The organism is Rhodococcus sp. 14-2483-1-2, assembly GCF_002259405.1.
Lineage (GTDB): Bacteria > Actinomycetota > Actinomycetes > Mycobacteriales > Mycobacteriaceae > Rhodococcoides.
In genome coordinates this window covers 203,634-219,904 of record NZ_NPFW01000013.1, presented here as the reverse complement: position 1 = coordinate 219,904, position 16,271 = coordinate 203,634, and the positions used below count along the sequence as shown (strand labels likewise).

16 protein-coding genes are annotated in these 16,271 nt (G+C 65.3%); 15 read left to right on the top strand and 1 reads right to left on the bottom strand.

Annotated elements, in window-relative coordinates:
• Positions 1-96: 96 nt before the first annotated feature.
• From CH295_RS12130 to CH295_RS12060, 15 genes are all read left to right on the top strand, one after another.
• Positions 97-894, top strand: a complete 798-nt coding sequence (locus CH295_RS12130) for an enoyl-CoA hydratase-related protein (protein WP_288143185.1) — start codon at positions 97-99, stop codon at positions 892-894.
• Positions 895-1,012: 118 nt separating this feature from the next.
• A complete protein-coding gene (fadD5, locus tag CH295_RS12125; RefSeq protein ID WP_094740830.1) occupies positions 1,013-2,596 on the top strand; it encodes a fatty-acid--CoA ligase FadD5 in 1,584 nt (527 codons plus the stop codon).
• Positions 2,597-2,599: 3 nt separating this feature from the next.
• On the top strand, positions 2,600-3,409 hold the full coding sequence (locus CH295_RS12120) for an MlaE family ABC transporter permease (protein WP_037187781.1): 810 nt from the start codon (positions 2,600-2,602) through the stop codon (positions 3,407-3,409).
• A complete protein-coding gene (locus CH295_RS12115; RefSeq protein ID WP_094740829.1) occupies positions 3,409-4,257 on the top strand; it encodes an MlaE family ABC transporter permease in 849 nt (282 codons plus the stop codon). The genes CH295_RS12120 and CH295_RS12115 overlap by 1 nt, the downstream gene beginning before the upstream one ends.
• Positions 4,254-5,414, top strand: coding sequence for an MCE family protein (locus CH295_RS12110; RefSeq protein WP_252342015.1), 1,161 nt, complete (start codon positions 4,254-4,256; stop codon positions 5,412-5,414). The genes CH295_RS12115 and CH295_RS12110 overlap by 4 nt, the downstream gene beginning before the upstream one ends.
• Positions 5,411-6,421 (top strand): MCE family protein, encoded by a 1,011-nt coding sequence (locus tag CH295_RS12105; RefSeq protein ID WP_094740828.1) that lies wholly within the window; start codon positions 5,411-5,413, stop codon positions 6,419-6,421. Before CH295_RS12110 ends, CH295_RS12105 begins: the two co-directional genes overlap by 4 nt.
• On the top strand, positions 6,418-7,392 hold the full coding sequence (locus CH295_RS12100; protein WP_094740827.1) for an MCE family protein: 975 nt from the start codon (positions 6,418-6,420) through the stop codon (positions 7,390-7,392). The genes CH295_RS12105 and CH295_RS12100 overlap by 4 nt, the downstream gene beginning before the upstream one ends.
• On the top strand, positions 7,389-8,453 hold the full coding sequence (locus CH295_RS12095; protein WP_252342014.1) for an MCE family protein: 1,065 nt from the start codon (positions 7,389-7,391) through the stop codon (positions 8,451-8,453). The genes CH295_RS12100 and CH295_RS12095 overlap by 4 nt, the downstream gene beginning before the upstream one ends.
• Positions 8,450-9,484, top strand: coding sequence for an MCE family protein (locus CH295_RS12090; protein WP_252342013.1), 1,035 nt, complete (start codon positions 8,450-8,452; stop codon positions 9,482-9,484). Before CH295_RS12095 ends, CH295_RS12090 begins: the two co-directional genes overlap by 4 nt.
• The gene (locus CH295_RS12085) at positions 9,481-10,692 is read left to right on the top strand and encodes an MlaD family protein (RefSeq protein ID WP_094635699.1); all 1,212 of its coding nucleotides are present in this window, start codon (positions 9,481-9,483) and stop codon (positions 10,690-10,692) included. The genes CH295_RS12090 and CH295_RS12085 overlap by 4 nt, the downstream gene beginning before the upstream one ends.
• Positions 10,689-11,159, top strand: coding sequence for an Rv1363c family protein (locus CH295_RS12080; RefSeq protein ID WP_094740825.1), 471 nt, complete (start codon positions 10,689-10,691; stop codon positions 11,157-11,159). Before CH295_RS12085 ends, CH295_RS12080 begins: the two co-directional genes overlap by 4 nt.
• Positions 11,160-11,380: 221 nt before the next feature.
• Entirely contained in the window at positions 11,381-11,695 is a 315-nt protein-coding gene (gene mihF, locus CH295_RS12075; RefSeq protein WP_008712632.1) for an integration host factor, actinobacterial type, read from the top strand.
• A gap of 68 nt (positions 11,696-11,763) precedes the next feature.
• Positions 11,764-12,246 (top strand): cation:proton antiporter regulatory subunit, encoded by a 483-nt coding sequence (locus CH295_RS12070; RefSeq protein ID WP_037187765.1) that lies wholly within the window; start codon positions 11,764-11,766, stop codon positions 12,244-12,246.
• A 19-nt stretch (positions 12,247-12,265) separates the two neighbouring features.
• On the top strand, positions 12,266-13,438 hold the full coding sequence (locus CH295_RS12065; protein WP_037187764.1) for a cation:proton antiporter: 1,173 nt from the start codon (positions 12,266-12,268) through the stop codon (positions 13,436-13,438).
• Positions 13,439-13,450: 12 nt separating this feature from the next.
• On the top strand, positions 13,451-14,113 hold the full coding sequence (locus CH295_RS12060) for a GntR family transcriptional regulator (RefSeq protein ID WP_052047333.1): 663 nt from the start codon (positions 13,451-13,453) through the stop codon (positions 14,111-14,113).
• An 18-nt stretch (positions 14,114-14,131) separates the two neighbouring features.
• On the opposite strand, the gene CH295_RS12055 is transcribed toward CH295_RS12060, so the two are convergent.
• Complete coding sequence (locus tag CH295_RS12055; RefSeq protein WP_037187762.1) at positions 14,132-16,267, bottom strand: 3-hydroxyacyl-CoA dehydrogenase NAD-binding domain-containing protein; 2,136 nt, start codon at positions 16,265-16,267, stop codon at positions 14,132-14,134.
• Positions 16,268-16,271: the final 4 nt, after the last annotated feature.

Below are 16,271 nucleotides of genomic sequence, written 5' to 3'. Positions count from 1 at the left end.
CGGATTTCTCTGAAACACTGACAATCAGTCGATTTGATGCGCTAAGTTAGCCGCAATTCGCAACTGGGTAACACCGACGGCCGACAGGAGTTCATCGTGACGAACGGCCTGCACTGCACGTCGGCCGCTGGAATCCTCTCGCTGCGCATCGACCGGCCCCACCGGATGAACGCTCTCGACGGCCCCACCGCCGAGGCCCTGATCGACGCACTGACCACGGCCGCGTCCGACCCTACGGTGCGAGTGGTGATCGTGACGGGCACCGGTTCCGCCTTCAGCACCGGTGCCGACATCGTCGAAATGGCTGCTGCCGAGCCGTCTTCCGACGCACAGGCCGACGCCGAGGAGACGATGCGGGTAGCCGCGGCCCTGGTACGTGCGGTGCTCGACGTGCCGATGCCGGTGATAGCACAGGTCAACGGCATCGCAGCGGGGATCGGGGTGTCGATCGCGCTGGCCGCGGATCTCGTCTACGCGGCCGAGGACGCCCAATTCCTCTTGCCGTTCACGTCGCTCGGCCTGATGCCCGACGGTGGTAGCACCCTGTTGGTCCCGGCCGCGATCGGACGCGCACGCGCAGGCGCGATGGCGCTGCTCGGTGAGCCGATGAGCGCGGCGGATGCCGCCCGTTGCGGGCTCATCACCGCGGCAGTTGCTCCCCAGGACCTCGACGAGCATGTTCGCACGATCGCACGCACGCTCTCCCGCGGTCCGCGTCGCGCACTGGAGTTGACCAAGCGGGCTCTGACGGCGTCGACGCTGGCACTGCTCGACGACGCACTCGAGAGGGAGACCGCCGGGCAGGTCGAACTGCTGACGGCACCGGAATTCGTCCAGGGACTCGACGCCGTGCTGAACCACCGACAGCCTCGTTCCCGACGCGAATCTCGATGAACTTACTGACCGAATGACCTGCAGAAATGCACTCCACTAACCACAGACAAACCACCGCTCCCCAGGTAAGCTGCACCACACTCGAACCCCCGCCTCACGGCTCAGAGAGGAACCGGCGATGGCCGCTCACACGGACTCGACTGCACGCACGATTCACACCGACGAACCCCAGCTTTCCAACCGAAGCAACTGGAACAACCATGTTCGACGGCACGCAACGATGCAGCCGACGAACGTGGCCCTGCGGTTTCAGGGGCGATCGATCACCTGGCGCGAACTGGACGATCGAGTGTCGAGGTTCGCGGGGGCGCTGAAGGAACGCGGGGTCGGCTTCGGCGACCGAGTACTGATCGTGATGCTCAATCGACCCGAGTACCTCGAAGCGGTTCTGGCCATCAACGCACTGGGCGCTCTGGCCGTCCCGGTCAATTTCCGAATGACTCCACCCGAAGTCGCGTTTCTCGCCCTGAACAGCGGATCCACCATCGTGATCACCGACGAAACTCTCACACCACTCGTCGACGCGGTTGTCAAACAGGCTGATTCACCACCGGTTGTCATCACCGTCGGCGAATCCTACGAGCGCCTGCTCGCCGAAAGCGAACCCGCAGCGGCAGTCGACGTGCCCGACGACGCGTCCGCACTGATCATTTACACCTCGGGCACCACCGGACGACCCAAGGGTGCCGTTCTCACCCACGCGAACATGCAGGCCCAGGCGTTCACCTGCATTCGCGCACTGCAGATGAGCGAGACCGACGAGGTCGGATTCTGCGCCTCCCCGATGTTCCACATCGCGGCACTGGGAAGCCTCGCCCCGAGCCTGCTGCTCGGCATCACCACCGTGATCTACCCGGTGGGCGCTTTCGACCCCGGCACCCTGCTCGATGTCCTGGCCGCAGAACGCGTCACCAACCTGTTTCTCGTACCGGTGCAATGGCAGGCCATGTGCGCCGAGCAGTCTCGCAGCCCCAGAAAGCTTGCGCTCCGGGTGATTTCCTGGGGTGCGGCACCTGCGTCGGACACCGTACTGAAGGCCATGTCGGCAACGTTCCCCGATGCGCTGAACGTCGCCGTGTTCGGCCAGACCGAGATGTCGCCCATCACCTGTGTCCTCGACGGCTCGGATGCACTGCGCAAGATCGGATCCGTCGGACGCGTGATCCCGACCATCGCGGCCCGAGTGGTGGACGACGAGATGAACGATGTAGCTCAGGGTGAGATCGGCGAAATCGTCTACCGGGGGCCGACATTGATGCGCGGCTACTGGGAGAACCCCGATGCCACGGCCGATGCCTTCCACGGCGGCTGGTTCCACTCCGGCGATCTGGTGAGGCAGGACGAGGAAGGCTTCGTCTTCGTCGTCGACCGGAAGAAGGACATGATCATCTCGGGCGGCGAAAACATCTACTGCGCGGAGGTCGAGAACGTGCTGTTCTCGCACCCGAGAATTCTCGAGGCAGCCGTGATCGGGCGCCTCGACGACAAGTGGGGCGAGGTACCCGTCGCCGTTGTCGCACTTCACGATTCCCAGAACACGCCCGATCTCACGCTCGAGGAGTTGACCGTGTGGCTCGGTGATCACCTGGCCCGGTTCAAGCACCCCAAGGATCTGGTGATCGTCGATGCTTTGCCCCGCAACGCCAGCGGCAAGGTTCTGAAGGTCTCGCTCAGAAAAACCTATTCGCCGACGCCGGCCTGACCGATGAGATTCGAGCCACCGGTCGCGCGAGGTCCGGTTCGCGATCTCGTCGATCAGATCGGTGGCCTGTCGGCGTTCTCGACGACCGCCTGCGCGCGCGCCGTGACCGACATCGTTCGAGGCCGGCTACCGGTCGCCGAGACCGTCAACCAGGCTCTGTTCGTCGCGCGTGTGTGCACGGTTCCCGCTCTGCTGTTGATGCTCCCCATCGGCGTACTGATCGCGGTGTCGGTCGGGTCGTTGGCGGGAAGGCTCGGTGCCGGAGCATATTCCGGCGCAGTCGTGGCGTTCGTGGTGGTCGGTCAGGCTGCGGCGTTGGTGTGCGCACTGATGCTCGCCGGCGTTGCCGGATCGGCGATCTGTGCCGATCTCGGATCGAGGACGATCCGCGAGGAGATCGCCGCCATGGAAGTGATGGGCGTCGACGTCGTCGCCCGACTGGTGGTTCCCCGGCTCGTCGCCTCAGTTGTCGTCGCCGTTGTCATCTGCGCCATGGTCACCCTCGTCGGTGTGTCGGCGTGCCTGTTCTACCAGGTACTCGTCGCCGATCAGTCCGCAGGCGCGTTTCTGGCCACCTTCACCGAATACGGCCGCGTCTCCGATTTTGTCATGGCCATGATCAAATCGGCCTGTTTCGCGGTGACGTCCACGCTCATCGCGTCGTACCGGGGTCTGCACGCCGAAGGCGGACCGAGTGGCGTCGCCGACGCGGTGAACGAGGCCGTCGTACTGGCATTCGTCATGGTCTTCGTCGTCAATACCGTTCTGTCACAACTCTATGCAGTCGTCGTTCCCGCGGTCGGTACGTACTGATGGTCTTCGACACCCGCGTTCGACTCCAGCGCAGAACCCGGGCTGCAACCTCGGCCATGGTGGACGTCGGCCGGCACGTCACCTTCTGGTTCGAGACCATCGCGGCCATCCCGTACACGATGCGCCGGTACTCGAAACACGTTTTGCACCACATCGGCGAGGTGAGCTTCGGATACGCGTCGCTGCTCGCCGGCGGCGGCACCATCGGCATCGTGTTCGCGATGTCGGCCGTCGCAGCGATGATGGTCGGTGTCGAAACCTACCGCGGTCTCGACCTGATCGGTTTGACCTCCCTGTCCGGGCTGCTCTCGGCACTGGCGAACACCCGGGAGCTTGCACCGGTCATCGCCAGTATCGCCCTGGCGGCCAAGGTCGGGACCGGATTCACCGCCCAACTCGGTGCCATGCGGATCTCCGAGGAGATCGACGCACTCGATTCGATGGCGGTGCGGCCCATTCCGTTCCTGGCCACCACCAGGCTGATCGCGGCAGTGGTGTGCATCGTGCCGATCTACATGGTCGGCCTCATCGCCGCCTACGTCGCCACTCGGTTGGTCGTCGTCACGTTCGGCGGCAGCTCGGCCGGCACGTACGACTACTACTTCCACCTCGCGTTGGCCCCGAGCGATCTGCTGTATTCGGTCGTCAAAGCGGTCGTGTTCGCGATCATCGTCGCGCTCGTCCACTGCTCGTACGGTTTTCACGCATCGGGCGGACCGGAAGGGGTCGGCCGCGCCGCCGGCCGCGCGCTGCGTACCTCGATTCTGGCGATCGGGATCACCGACGTGTTCCTGACGTTCGCGCTGTGGGGAATCGTGCCGACGGTGCCCGGGCTCGGTGCCTCGTGACCGGCCCGAACCAACCGGCTCCCCGTCGTCTCGGACCCGGCCGAAGCATGCTCGTGTTCCGCGGAATCGTCGCGTCCTGCACCGCGGTGGTCGCGGCGGTGGCATCGGTTGCCTACAGCTCGGGCACCTTCGACTCCGCACCGGAAGTATCGGTCGTGCTTCCCGCGACAGCGGGATTGCTCACCGGGGAGATCGGCGTGCAGTACCTCGGCGTTCGTGTGGGTGAGGTCGTAGACATCGAGCCGGGTGTCGATCGATCTCGAGTGACGATGCGTATCGACGCCGACCGAATCGGTACGGTGCCTGCCTCCGCGCGTGTTCGGGTGGTGCCGCGGACTCTGTTCGGAGACATCTACATTCAGCTCGTTGCAGTCGATCGATCGTCCTCCTCGGCACTGGCCGACGGGATGGCGCTGCAACCGGACGCGTCTGCCGACGCAGTCCAGGCGAGCGATCTGTTCCGCACGGTGACCGACCTCCTCGACGGCCTCGAACCGGATCAGGCGCAGCTGGCTCTGACCGCGCTCGGCACGGCTCTACGCGGCAGAGGTCAGAGCATCGGCGAGAGTATCGACCGGCTCGCCTCGGTCACCGACCGACTCGAACCCGGCATCGAGGCCGCCCTGAGCCGTATGCCGCAGCTGCGCGAGTTGACCGAGAACATCGCTGCCGCAACACCGGACGTACTCGCCTCGGTCGCTGCAGCGACCAGGGTGTCGCAGACGCTGCTCGATCGATCCGACGGCGTGCGGGCACTACTGACCGCTGCGGCAGGGACAGTCGAGTCCACTCGGGCCGTCGTGGCCGAGAACCGCAGTGCAGCAATCACTGTCGTTCACAGCGGCGGCGCGGCACTCGGTGCGCTCGCGCAGGATTCCGACGGCCTCACGGCGACGCTCGATCGGTTGGGGCCGTTCGGGGAGGCCGGTGCGCGGATCTTCGCCTCGGGCAAGTTCGACGTCACCGCGGTACCCGACTTCTCCGAACCGCTCCCCTATACCGCCGCCGACTGCCCGCAGTATCCCGGTCTCGCCGGTCCCAACTGCGCGCTGGCCGAGCTACAGGACGCCGCAACCGGCACATCGCTCCCGTTGAATCCCGCCAGCACGTTGCTGCTGGCTCCGCTGCTCCGTGGCACCGAGGTGACCGTCCGATGAGTATCCGACCCCTGATCTCGCTTGCCGCCTTCGTCGCCGCAGGTGCTCTGTCGGCCGTGGTCGTCATCCAGACGCTCGATGTCCCGGTCGGCGGTGCCACGACCCGATACAGCGCCGAGTTCGTCGGCGTCGAGGGCCTGCGGGACGGCAACGACGTGACCCTCGCAGGAGTCCGGGTCGGCAAGGTCGCCGACGTTCGGTCGACCACCGACGGACCCACCAGCATCGCCGCGGTGTCGTTCTCCGTGCGGTCCGACGTACACCTGCCCGGGAACATCACCGCCGCAATTCGCTACGGCGACATGCTCGGTGCCCGGTATCTGGCGCTCGAAACCCCCGCCGACCCGTCCGGCACCCTGGCGGCGGACGAGGTGATACCGCTGTCGCGAACCTCTCCTCCCGTCGACCTGACCGCGTTGGTCAACGGCTTCGAGCCGCTGTTCGACGCGATCGACCCGAACCAGATCAACTCGTTGGCGCGCTCGATCGTCGACGCCTTCTCGGGTCGGTCCTCCGCGATCGAATCGCTGTTGGTGCGAGTGGCGTCGATGACCCGCGGGCTGACCGACAACGAGCAGATTCTCGACGAACTGATCGCGAACCTCGGATCGGTGACGAGCGATCTCGACTCGCGTTCTGCCGACATCACGCGCCTGATCGACGGGCTTGCCGAGCTCGGCGATGTGGCGGTCCGACACGGAGATCAGCTCGTATCCGCACTCGAGGACGGATCGGACTCGATGCGCTCGTTGGCCGAACTGTTGACGCATGCGGCCGCTCCGCTCGATGCCGTCGTAGCCGACAGCACTGCGACGACCGATGCATGGACGGCCAACACAGAACCGTTCGACCGAACCATGACGTTGCTTCCCGAGCTCGCCCGGTCCATCAATCGCATCGGCGACTACGGCGGTTGGCTCAACCTCTACACGTGCAACTTCACGCTGCTGGCAGGCAGCTCCGAAGCGAACATCTTCGGCACGACTCACTCGGAGATCTGCCGATGACGACCACCAAGCTCGGTGTGGGCGGGATCGTGATGATCGTCGTGGCACTGGTGTGCGCCCTGGCGATACCGCAGGCCTGGTACCTGGTCCGCACTCGGTCCTACACAGCACAATTCGAGAATGCAGGCGGGCTCACCGAGTCCGATCCCGTCTACGTCGCCGGAGTACCCGAGGGCCGGGTCGACAGCGTCGACATCGTCGGTACGCACGTACAGGTCTCGTTCCGGCTCGACCGCGACCACACGCTCGGCGACCGAACGCATGCGTCGATCCAGCTGCGGACCATCCTCGGAAAGCGCTACCTCGAGGTCGTCCCCGACGGCGGCGGTTCCCTCGGAACGGACAACACCATCCCCCTCGAGCGAACATCGGTTCCGTACTCACTCGACCAGATCTCCGCCGCCGCGAACACCACCGCCGCAGAGGTGGACGTACCCGGACTCGAGGAGATGGTTCGGACCCTGAGAGAGTCGTTGCCGGAGAACAGTTCGACGGTCCGTGACGCCATCACCGGCATCGGTTCGGCATCGGCGCTGTTGGCCGAGAACGACGAGCAGATCTCCGGATTGCTCGATGCATCCCGATCCCTGACCACGTCGCTCGCCGCGGAGAGTGCATCGCTGTCGTCTCTGGTGAGCAACGCCGAGTTCGTGCTGTCGGTCCTGGCCGATCGACGGACTGCACTGAGCCAATTGGTGAACGACCTCCGAACCGTCACCGCCACCGCGTCGACATTCCTCGACGACAACTCCGAGGAGCTCGATCGTCTGATCGGCAACCTGCGCGGGGTCACCGACACCCTCGACCGAAACGGGCAGAACATCGACACACTCATGACGACCCTGCCCGCCGCCTTGCGCGCAGTCACCGACGCCACCGGCAACGGAAATTGGGTCGACGTCTCGGCCCCGGCCGGCCCCATCGCCGACAATCTCCTGTGCACCCTTGGCATTCAGACGGGATGCCGATGAAGAAGAGACCGACAGCGCTGATCGCGGTGGCTGCTCTGGTCGGCGGCTGGTTCGTTCTCCACGGTTCCGAGCACTCGACCACCGTCACAGCAGATTTCGCCTACATCAACGGCGTCCACCCCGGAAGCCCGGTCAGGATTCTCGGAGTTCCGGTGGGGACCGTCACCGACATCACGCCCCGGGGCAATGCGGTGCGCGTCGTCATGTCCATCACCTCGGACGACGCCATTGCGGCCGACGCCGAGGCGTACGTCATGAATCCGTCGGTCATCAGCGACCGATTCGTCGAGATCGGACCGGTGTATCAGGGCGGAGAAGAGCTCGGTGACAGCGTCATTCCGGTCGAGCGCAGCCACTCGCCCATCAACTTCGACCAGCTCCTCGACAGTGTTGACGTGATCGCCACTGCAGTCGGTCCCGAGGGAGCGGACCTCGGGGCCGCAGCGGCCGAGCTCGCCGAATCCACCGACGGAACAGGACCGGCGGTCAACGAGGCCATCCGCAACATCGCGCAGGCAACCGCCGTGATCGGCGGGAACAGCGAGAACATCGGCGCACTCGTCGAGACCGTGAACCAGCTGATCACCGCCGTCGACCGACGGGACGGTGCAGTGGAATCGGTGGTGGACTCGCTCGATCGTCTCGGGCAGGAGTTCCGCACTCAGGACCTCGATGTGGGCACTCCGATCGCCCAACTGACGTCCATGTTCGACGAACTCGACCGTCTGCTCGCCGGCCGGGGCGACGACCTACGCGCCGCACTCGACAACGCCGCCGACCTGACCGGTCGATTGGCCACGCACGAAGCACAATTCGCCGAACTGATGGACGTCTTGCCGTTGGCGATGCAGAACATCGGCAGAACAATCGGCGACGACCAGCGAGGACGCATCCGTTTGAACGTCTCAACCGATCTCGACCAGTTCGCCTCGACGGTTCCGCTGTGCCGCGACCTGGCTCTGCCCATCTGCACCGGGGCCGGATTCACCAACCCGATACCGGTGCCCATCGGAGCATCCGATCCACTGGGCCTCATTCAACTGTTGGCGCAGGGCCGATGAGAGGCCCCGCTGCCCTGGCGGTGTCGGCCGTCCTCGTCGGCACACTCACCGGATGCGGTGTCGGTCTGGGCGAACTTCCACTCGGCCGGTCTGCGGACGGGTCCGATTACCGTGTGACCGCAGAGTTCTCGCGAGCCGACCGCATCCGGCTCGGCGCCGAGGTGCGGAGTGGGCAGCAACTGGTCGGCCGGGTCCACGACCTGTCTACGGACGGGGGTCTGGCTCGGATCGGGCTGAGCCTGTCCCGAGCCGTAGCGGTTCCGGCAGATGTCACCGCATCGATCGAGGTGGCATCGGCGCTCGGGGATCCGTACATCCGACTCGATCCACCGCAGACGCCGTCGGGAGATCGGCTGTCCGACGGTGCCGTCATCACCGACACCGACATCGGGCCCGAACTCGAATCATCGCTCGCCGCACTCGGTCTGGTACTGAACGGCAGCGGAATCGGCCAGCTCGACACCATCGTCACCGAGCTCGACACGGCATTCTCCGGCCGTGGACCGCAGGTCGGGGAGCTGCTGCGCAGCACCGACACCATCCTCGCCGCAGCCGACGCGCAGCGCGGCGAATTCGATCGCGTACTGCAGGCCGCACGCGACGTTTCCGCCGCGCTGGCCGACAATCGCACCGTCATCGACGACGGACTCGCCGTGTCCGCGCCGACGATCGAGTTGCTCGTCCAGCAACGCGACCGACTGGCGTCCCTGCTCGACAACACCGCCTCGCTGGCCGCGACGGCTCGAGACATTCTGTCGGACAACGGGAAGCAACTAGAGGACGGTGTCGACGACATCGCCCGCGTACTGAGTTCGGTTCAGGGATGGAACGATTCGATAACCCCGACTCTGAACGAGATGAACAACTTCATCGCAGGCTTCAGCGGAGCCGTGCGGGGCGACTACCTCGCCTTCGACGGCGCACTCGACCTGCCCGAGACAGTGGGCGAGTTGACCACCGGTGGGCGCATCGCCGAGGTGCCCTCGGCACTCGGGCAGCTGTTGGCACCGGTGTTGCGGGGCCCGAGATGAGGCGGCCCGTCACCGTTCAGCTGATTCTCTTCGCCATCACGTCCGTGGTGGCACTCGTCGCAGGGACCGTCTACGCGCTCGGCCCCTCGGCACTGCAGGGTTCGATCACGGTGACCGCCACGACGACCGATGCCGCGAACCTGGGAGTGGGCGCGGGCGTCACCTATCGCGGAATCGAGATCGGTCGAGTCACCGACGTGGCGCTGTCCGCCGACGGGCTCGGCGCCGACATCGCAGTCTCGTTGGATCCCGACGCCTCCGTTCCCGTCGGCTCACCGGCTCGGGTGACCGACAGCAACGCACTCGGCATTCAGACACTCGACATCGTTCCCACCACCGCCGAGGGCCCGTATCTCGTCGACGGGGACACCTTGACCGTCGACGACGCCGATCGGCCTCGCCGACTCGACGAGGTCATCACCAGCATCTCGACACTGGTCGACTCGATCGATCCCGCCACGGTGAGTTCCCTCACGCAGACCATGGGGACGGCCCTCGACGGGACCGGGCCTGCGCTGGGCCGAGTGATCGACGACGTCGACACCCTCACCCGAATGCTCGACGCGCAGGCACCGGCGTTGGCCAACATTCTCGATACCGGGCTCCCGATGCTCGACGCACTCGCGCCTGCATCGGACTCGCTCCCGGCCACCGCGGCTGTGACACGTGATGTGACCGGACAACTCGTGGGAAACGAACCGTCACTGGTCTACCTGCTCGACCGGTCCCCCGCGATGCTCACCAGAACCCAGCACCTTCTCGACGACACCCGAGGAACAGCAGGGGCCCTTCTCACCAATCTGGTGTCGGTGACCGGAGTTCTGGGCGACCGAACCCCCGCACTGTCGGCGCTGCTCACCGCCCTGCCCGACACGCTCGGCAAACTCACCTCCGTCGTACACGGAGACCGCGGAGACTTCACGCTGGTCGCAACCCAGGGCCCGGTCTGCTGGTACGACACCCCCCGCCGCGCCGTCGGCGACGAATCTCCGCGCGATCCGAATCTGACGCTGTACTGCCCGCCCGGCGAGAACCTGGCCCAACGCGGGTCACAGAACGCACCCCGTCCCAACGACCTGGGCCTGACCGATTCGACCCGTCCCGGCAACGTGACCGGACCACCGATCGCCGACGATCCGGTGCTGATTCCCACTGGACTCGAGGCGCTCGACTACTGGAAGAAACTGCTCGAAGGAGTACAGCAATGACCATCCGCCGAGGTATCGCACTAGTGCTGTTCGTCGCTCTCGTCGCAGGCGTCGCCGTGCTCGGCTACCTGTATCAAGGCAGCCGGACGATGGACGGCCTCCGAACCGAGGCGCTGGACTCGGCACGGCAGTACACCGAGGAGCTCTCCACCTACGACTACGCCACACCGACAACGAATCTCGACCGTGTGATCGCATCGTCCACCGACGATTTCGCCACCGACTATCGGGACGTGTCGACGAGCCTGACCGACTTGTTGACCCAGGGTCAGGGCCGAGCGACCGGTCACGCAGTCACGGCCGGAATCGTCGAGATCGACGGTGAACACGCCGTCGTTGCGGTGTTCCTCGATCAGGAGGTGTCCAATCTCGCGGTGCCCGATGGGCGGACCGATTCCTCCCGGATGTTGATCGGACTCGAACGCTCGGGCGACCGTTGGTTGCTGGCATCGGCGGACCCGGCATGAGCCGTCGAACGGACCCGATACATCAGGCCTCGGAGGGCCGATGTGCTGGTCGGGGCACACCACGAATCGGATAGGACGTAGCCTGGCTGGGAAGGTTCGGTGGTTCGACCGTGAATGACACCCGTGTTGTTCGGTTAGATTGGAAGAGCCACCAGGCACGATGCAAGAGGGTCGAGACCTGTCAACGAGCGACGGGTCACCACAATCGAGGAGAACAGGCCATGGCTTTACCAGTATTGACACCGGAACAGCGCACCGCGGCGCTGGCCAAGGCGGCCGAGGCACGCACTGCGCGGTCGAAGCTGCTCGCATCCGTCAAGTCCGGCGAACTCAGCGTCGCTGACGTTCTCGCCAAGGCGGAGAACGACGAGATCGTCAAGAAGACCAAGGTGTCCGCCCTGATCAAGGCCCTGCCGGGTGTTGGTTCCGTGCGCGCCGCACAGCTGCTCGAGCAGCTGTCCATCGCCGATACCCGCCGTATCGGTGGCCTCGGTGCAAACCAGCGCGAAGCCCTCCTGGCTGCCGTCGCATCCTGATCGAGATGGGTCGGGCTCCACGCCCGATCCTGCGATAATGCGCTGCCTGCAGGGCTAGCATTTCGGCCATGAACGTCGAAGTGACCCTGCTGCCCGGGATCGGGGTGCGGAAGGATTTCGCCCTCGCTTCCGGGCGCCGCATAGGCGTCATCACCCGCAAGGACGGCGCGAACGAGCTGATCGTCTCGCGCAAGGACGACCCCGATGCCACGCAGGCATCGATCACGCTGAGCAATGAGGAAGCGGCGGCCCTGGGCAATCTGCTCGGGTCGCCGCAACTCATCGCTCAGCTCGGGGAAGAGCATCGCGACCTCCCCGGAATCAACACCCGCCAACTCCCCATTCGCGCCAATTCCCGGTTCGTCAGCCGCACACTCGGCGACACCGCGATGCGCACCAAGACCGGAGTATCGATCGTCGCTGTCATGCGCGCCGGTCAGGTACAACCGTCACCCACCCCCGATTTCACGCTCGCCGCAGGTGACCTGCTGGTCGCCGTCGGCACCGCAGAGGGACTCGACGCAGCGGCCAAGTTGCTCGGCCATGCCTGAGACCAGTCGGGGCTGAGCGATGGCCGAGAGCGCGCTCGCCCTCACCGAGCTGGGCGCAGTGTTCTTCGTTCTCGGTCTGCTCGCTCGGCTCGCCGGTCGAATCGGCGTCTCCCCCATCCCGTTCTATCTGCTCGGTGGCCTCGCCTTCGGCAACGGCGGCATCGTCACCCTCGGTGGCATCGACGAGTTCAGCGAAATAGCCAGCGAGATCGGCGTCATCCTGCTGCTGCTTCTCCTCGGACTCGAATACACCGCCACCGAACTCGTCACCGGACTGCGCCGATCGTGGATGGCCGGACTGGTCGACATCGTCCTGAACTTCGCTCCTGGTGCTGCCGTCGCACTGCTGCTCGGCTGGGGCGGAATCGGAGCCCTGGTGATGGGCGGTGTCACCTACATCTCGTCCTCGGGGATCATCGCCAAGGTCCTCACCGATCTGGGCCGGCTCGGCAACCGTGAAACGCCCGTCGTGCTGTCCATCCTGGTGTTCGAGGACCTCGCGATGGCCGTCTACCTGCCCATTCTCACCGCGGTACTGAGCGGAGTGAGCTTCCTCGGCGGACTCGAAGCCCTGGGTATCTCACTGCTGGTCATCACGTTCGTGCTCGTCGTCGCGCTCCGGTACGGCAGATTGGTCTCCGCGATCGTCGACAGTCCCGACCGCGAGGTCGTGCTGCTCAAAGTCCTCGGGTCGGCCCTGCTGGTGGCCGGCATCGCGTCGGAACTGCAGGTCTCGGCCGCCGTCGGCGCGTTCCTGCTCGGCATCGCTATCTCCGGGTCGACGGCCGACAACGCCACCCGCGTCCTCGAACCGCTACGCGACCTGTTCGCAGCCATGTTCTTCGTGGTGTTCGGGCTCGCCACCGATCCCGCGACGATCCCACCCGTTCTGGGCTGGGCCGTCGTGCTCGCGGTGACCACGGCCGCCACGAAGATCGCGACGGGCTGGTGGGCGGCGGGCCGTCAGGGAATCGGTCGTCCGGGACGGCTGCGTGCCGGTGCCGCGCTGGTGGCGCGCGGTGAGTTCTCCATCGTCATCGCCGGGCTGGCTGTGGCCGCCGGAGCCGTCGAGGGCGAGCTGACCGCTCTGGCGACGGCCTACGTGCTGTTGATGGCCATCCTCGGACCGATTGCCGCCCGCGTCGTCGAACCCGTCGCGAAGGTCGTGCTTCGTACCAAGCCCACGGTGTGATTGGCTTTCCCCATGGTGGACAAGCGTCGAGCATCGGTTCTGCGCCGACGGCCGCAGCTGTCGGAGGAGGTGGCCAACCACGTCCGGCACCTCGTCATGTCCGGCGAAGTGAGCCCGGGCGACTTCATCCGACTCGACGAGACCGCCGCCGAACTCGGGGTGAGCGTCACTCCGGTACGCGAGGCACTGCTGACGCTGCGGGGTGAGGGCATCGTCGAACTCGTCCCGCATCGCGGATACAAGGTCTCGCCGCTGACTCCCAACGACATCGTCGACATCTTCTGGCTGCAGGGGCGCATCGCCGTCGAGCTGGTTCGCCGCGCCGCGCCGAAGATCACCGAGACCGAGCTCGACCGGCTCGCCGAACTCACCGCTGCGCTGTCGATCGCGGTCGAGAACGGTAGGCCGGAGGACGTCGAGAACTGCGAATTCGAGTTTCACCGAGTCCTCAACCGACTCGCCGAATCCGCGAAACTGGCGTGGTTTCTCAACAATGCCACCCGCTACACACCCACTCGCCTCTATGCCACCGACCGCGAATGGGGCCGCGCGGCAGTGCGCAACCACGAGGAACTCATCGAGGCACTCGTTCGAAACGACATCGACGCCGCCTGCGAATTGATGAAGCAACAATTCACAGACGGCGCCGAGAGGTTGATCGCGCACCGCGGGTAGGTGCCTTCGGCAGTGGTGCTAGCGCAGTGAGGCGGGAACCTGGAAGCGATCGCCGTACTTCTTCGCCAATTCGTCTGCACGAGTGACGAATCCGGCCTGACCTCCCGGGTAGCCGACGACGTACTGGTGCACGCCTCCGGTCCAGGCTGGGAAGCCGATGCCGAAGATCGAGCCGATGTTGGCGTCGGCGGTGGTGTTCAGCACACCCTCGTCGAAGCACTTCTGCGTCTCGATGGCCTCGATGAACAGCATGCGTTCCTTGAGGTCCTCGAACGGGATGTCCGCCGAACCCGACTTGAACGCATCACGCAGTCCGGGCCACAGTCCGGTGCGCTTGCCGTCCTCGTACTCGTAGAAGCCCGCACCCTTGGCCTTCGACGGACGCTCGAACTCGTCGACCATCTTGTCGATGACTGCACCGGCCGGATCCTCGGGAGGAGTCTGACCCGCGGCGATGAGCGCGTCGTAGGTCTCCTTGCGGATCTTCTGCATCAGGTTGAGCGTGAGCTCGTCCGAGAGCTGCAGCGGCGCAGCCGGGTAGCCGGCCTGCAGACCTGCCTGCTCGATGGTCGACGGCTCGACGCCCTCGCCCAGCATCGCGATGGCCTCGTTGATGAACGTGCCGATGACCCGCGAGGTGAAGAAGCCGCGACTGTCGTTGACGACGATCGGGGTCTTCTTGATGAGCTGAACCAGGTCGAATGCCTTGGCCAAGGCCGCATCCGACGTCTTCTCGCCACGAATGATCTCCACCAGCGGCATCTTGTCCACAGGGGAGAAGAAGTGGATTCCGATGAAGTCTTCCTGACGCTTGATGCCCTGAGCGAGGCTCGTGATGGGCAGCGTCGAGGTGTTGGAACCGAGCAGCGCCGTCGGATCGACGAGGTCCTCGATCTCCTGGAAGACCTTCTGCTTCAACTCTTCCGACTCGAACACGGCCTCGATGACGAGGTCGGCGCCCTCGACGTCCTTGGCATCGGCCGTCGGGTGGATACGCGCGAGCAGAGCGTCGGACTTCTCCTGTGTGGTCTTGCCACGCGAGAGTGCCTTGGCCTCGATGGCCTCGGAGTAGGCCTTGCCCTTCTGCGCCGACTCGAGGGCAACGTCCTTGAGCACCACGTCTATTCCGGCCTTGGCGCACACGTACGCGATGCCTGCGCCCATCATGCCTGCGCCGAGAACCGCGACCTTGGTGAAGGTGGTCTTCTCGATGCCGTCGGGACGGGACTTGCCTGCGTTGATCGCCTGCAGGTCGAAGAAGAACGCCTGAATCATGTTCTTGGACACCAGACCGGTGACCAACTCGGTGAAGTAACGCGACTCGATGGTGCACGCGTTGTCGAAATCGACCTGCGCACCTTCGACGGCGGCGGCGAGAATCGCACGCGGAGCCGGCATCGGTGCGCCCTTGATCTGCTTGCGCAGGTTGGACGGGAATGCAGGCAGAATCTGTGCGAGCTTCGGATTCGACGGCGTGCCGCCGGGGATCTTGTAGCCCTTGACGTCCCACGGTGCGACGCCACCCTCGGGGTTGGCCTTGATCCAGGCCTTGGCGGTGGGCACCAATTCGTCGATGCTGCCGACCAATTCGTGAATGAGACCGATTTCGAGAGCCTTTGCCGGACGGAACCGGGTGCCCTGGGCGAGGACGGTCATGAAGCCGGTCTGGATGCCGAGGAGTCGCGTGATGCGGGCAACGCCACCGCCACCGGGCAGCAGTCCCAGCGAGACCTCGGGCAGACCGATCTGGACACCGGGAACGTCGGCCGCGATGCGGTGATGCGTCGCGAGGGCGATCTCGAGTCCGCCGCCGAGTGCAGCGCCGTTGATGGCGGACACGACGGGCTTGCCGAGCTTCTCGATGCGACGCAGCTGGCTCTTGACTTCCTGGACCTCGTCGAACACCCGCTGGGCGTCCTCGGGCTGAGCGGCGATGAGGGTGTGCAGATCGCCGCCTGCGAAGAACGTCTTCTTGGCGGAGGTGAGCACGACGCCGGTGATGGAGTCGACCTCGGCCTCGAGGCGGTCGACGGTCGCTCCCATCGAATCCTTGTACAGCTGGTTCATCGTGTTGGCGCCCTGGTTGGGGTCGTCCATCGTCAGAACGACGATACCGTCGGCGTCCTGGTCCCACTGAATCATGTTGTCAGACATCGTA

Bases quoted from the DNA above. Each gene is read 5' to 3' on its own strand.
- CH295_RS12060 (WP_052047333.1), top strand. From the start codon at position 13,451: ATGGTGGACAAGCGTCGAGCATCGGTTCTGCGCCGACGGCCGCAGCTG.
- CH295_RS12100 (WP_094740827.1), top strand. From the start codon at position 6,418: ATGACGACCACCAAGCTCGGTGTGGGCGGGATCGTGATGATCGTCGTG.
- CH295_RS12065 (WP_037187764.1), top strand. From the start codon at position 12,266: ATGGCCGAGAGCGCGCTCGCCCTCACCGAGCTGGGCGCAGTGTTCTTC.
- CH295_RS12115 (WP_094740829.1), top strand. From the start codon at position 3,409: ATGGTCTTCGACACCCGCGTTCGACTCCAGCGCAGAACCCGGGCTGCA.
- CH295_RS12090 (WP_252342013.1), top strand. From the start codon at position 8,450: ATGAGAGGCCCCGCTGCCCTGGCGGTGTCGGCCGTCCTCGTCGGCACA.
- CH295_RS12080 (WP_094740825.1), top strand. From the start codon at position 10,689: ATGACCATCCGCCGAGGTATCGCACTAGTGCTGTTCGTCGCTCTCGTC.
- mihF (WP_008712632.1), top strand. From the start codon at position 11,381: ATGGCTTTACCAGTATTGACACCGGAACAGCGCACCGCGGCGCTGGCC.
- CH295_RS12105 (WP_094740828.1), top strand. From the start codon at position 5,411: ATGAGTATCCGACCCCTGATCTCGCTTGCCGCCTTCGTCGCCGCAGGT.
- CH295_RS12055 (WP_037187762.1), bottom strand. From the start codon at position 16,267: ATGTCTGACAACATGATTCAGTGGGACCAGGACGCCGACGGTATCGTC.
- fadD5 (WP_094740830.1), top strand. From the start codon at position 1,013: ATGGCCGCTCACACGGACTCGACTGCACGCACGATTCACACCGACGAA.
- CH295_RS12085 (WP_094635699.1), top strand. From the start codon at position 9,481: ATGAGGCGGCCCGTCACCGTTCAGCTGATTCTCTTCGCCATCACGTCC.
- CH295_RS12095 (WP_252342014.1), top strand. From the start codon at position 7,389: ATGAAGAAGAGACCGACAGCGCTGATCGCGGTGGCTGCTCTGGTCGGC.
- CH295_RS12070 (WP_037187765.1), top strand. From the start codon at position 11,764: ATGAACGTCGAAGTGACCCTGCTGCCCGGGATCGGGGTGCGGAAGGAT.
- CH295_RS12120 (WP_037187781.1), top strand. From the start codon at position 2,600: ATGAGATTCGAGCCACCGGTCGCGCGAGGTCCGGTTCGCGATCTCGTC.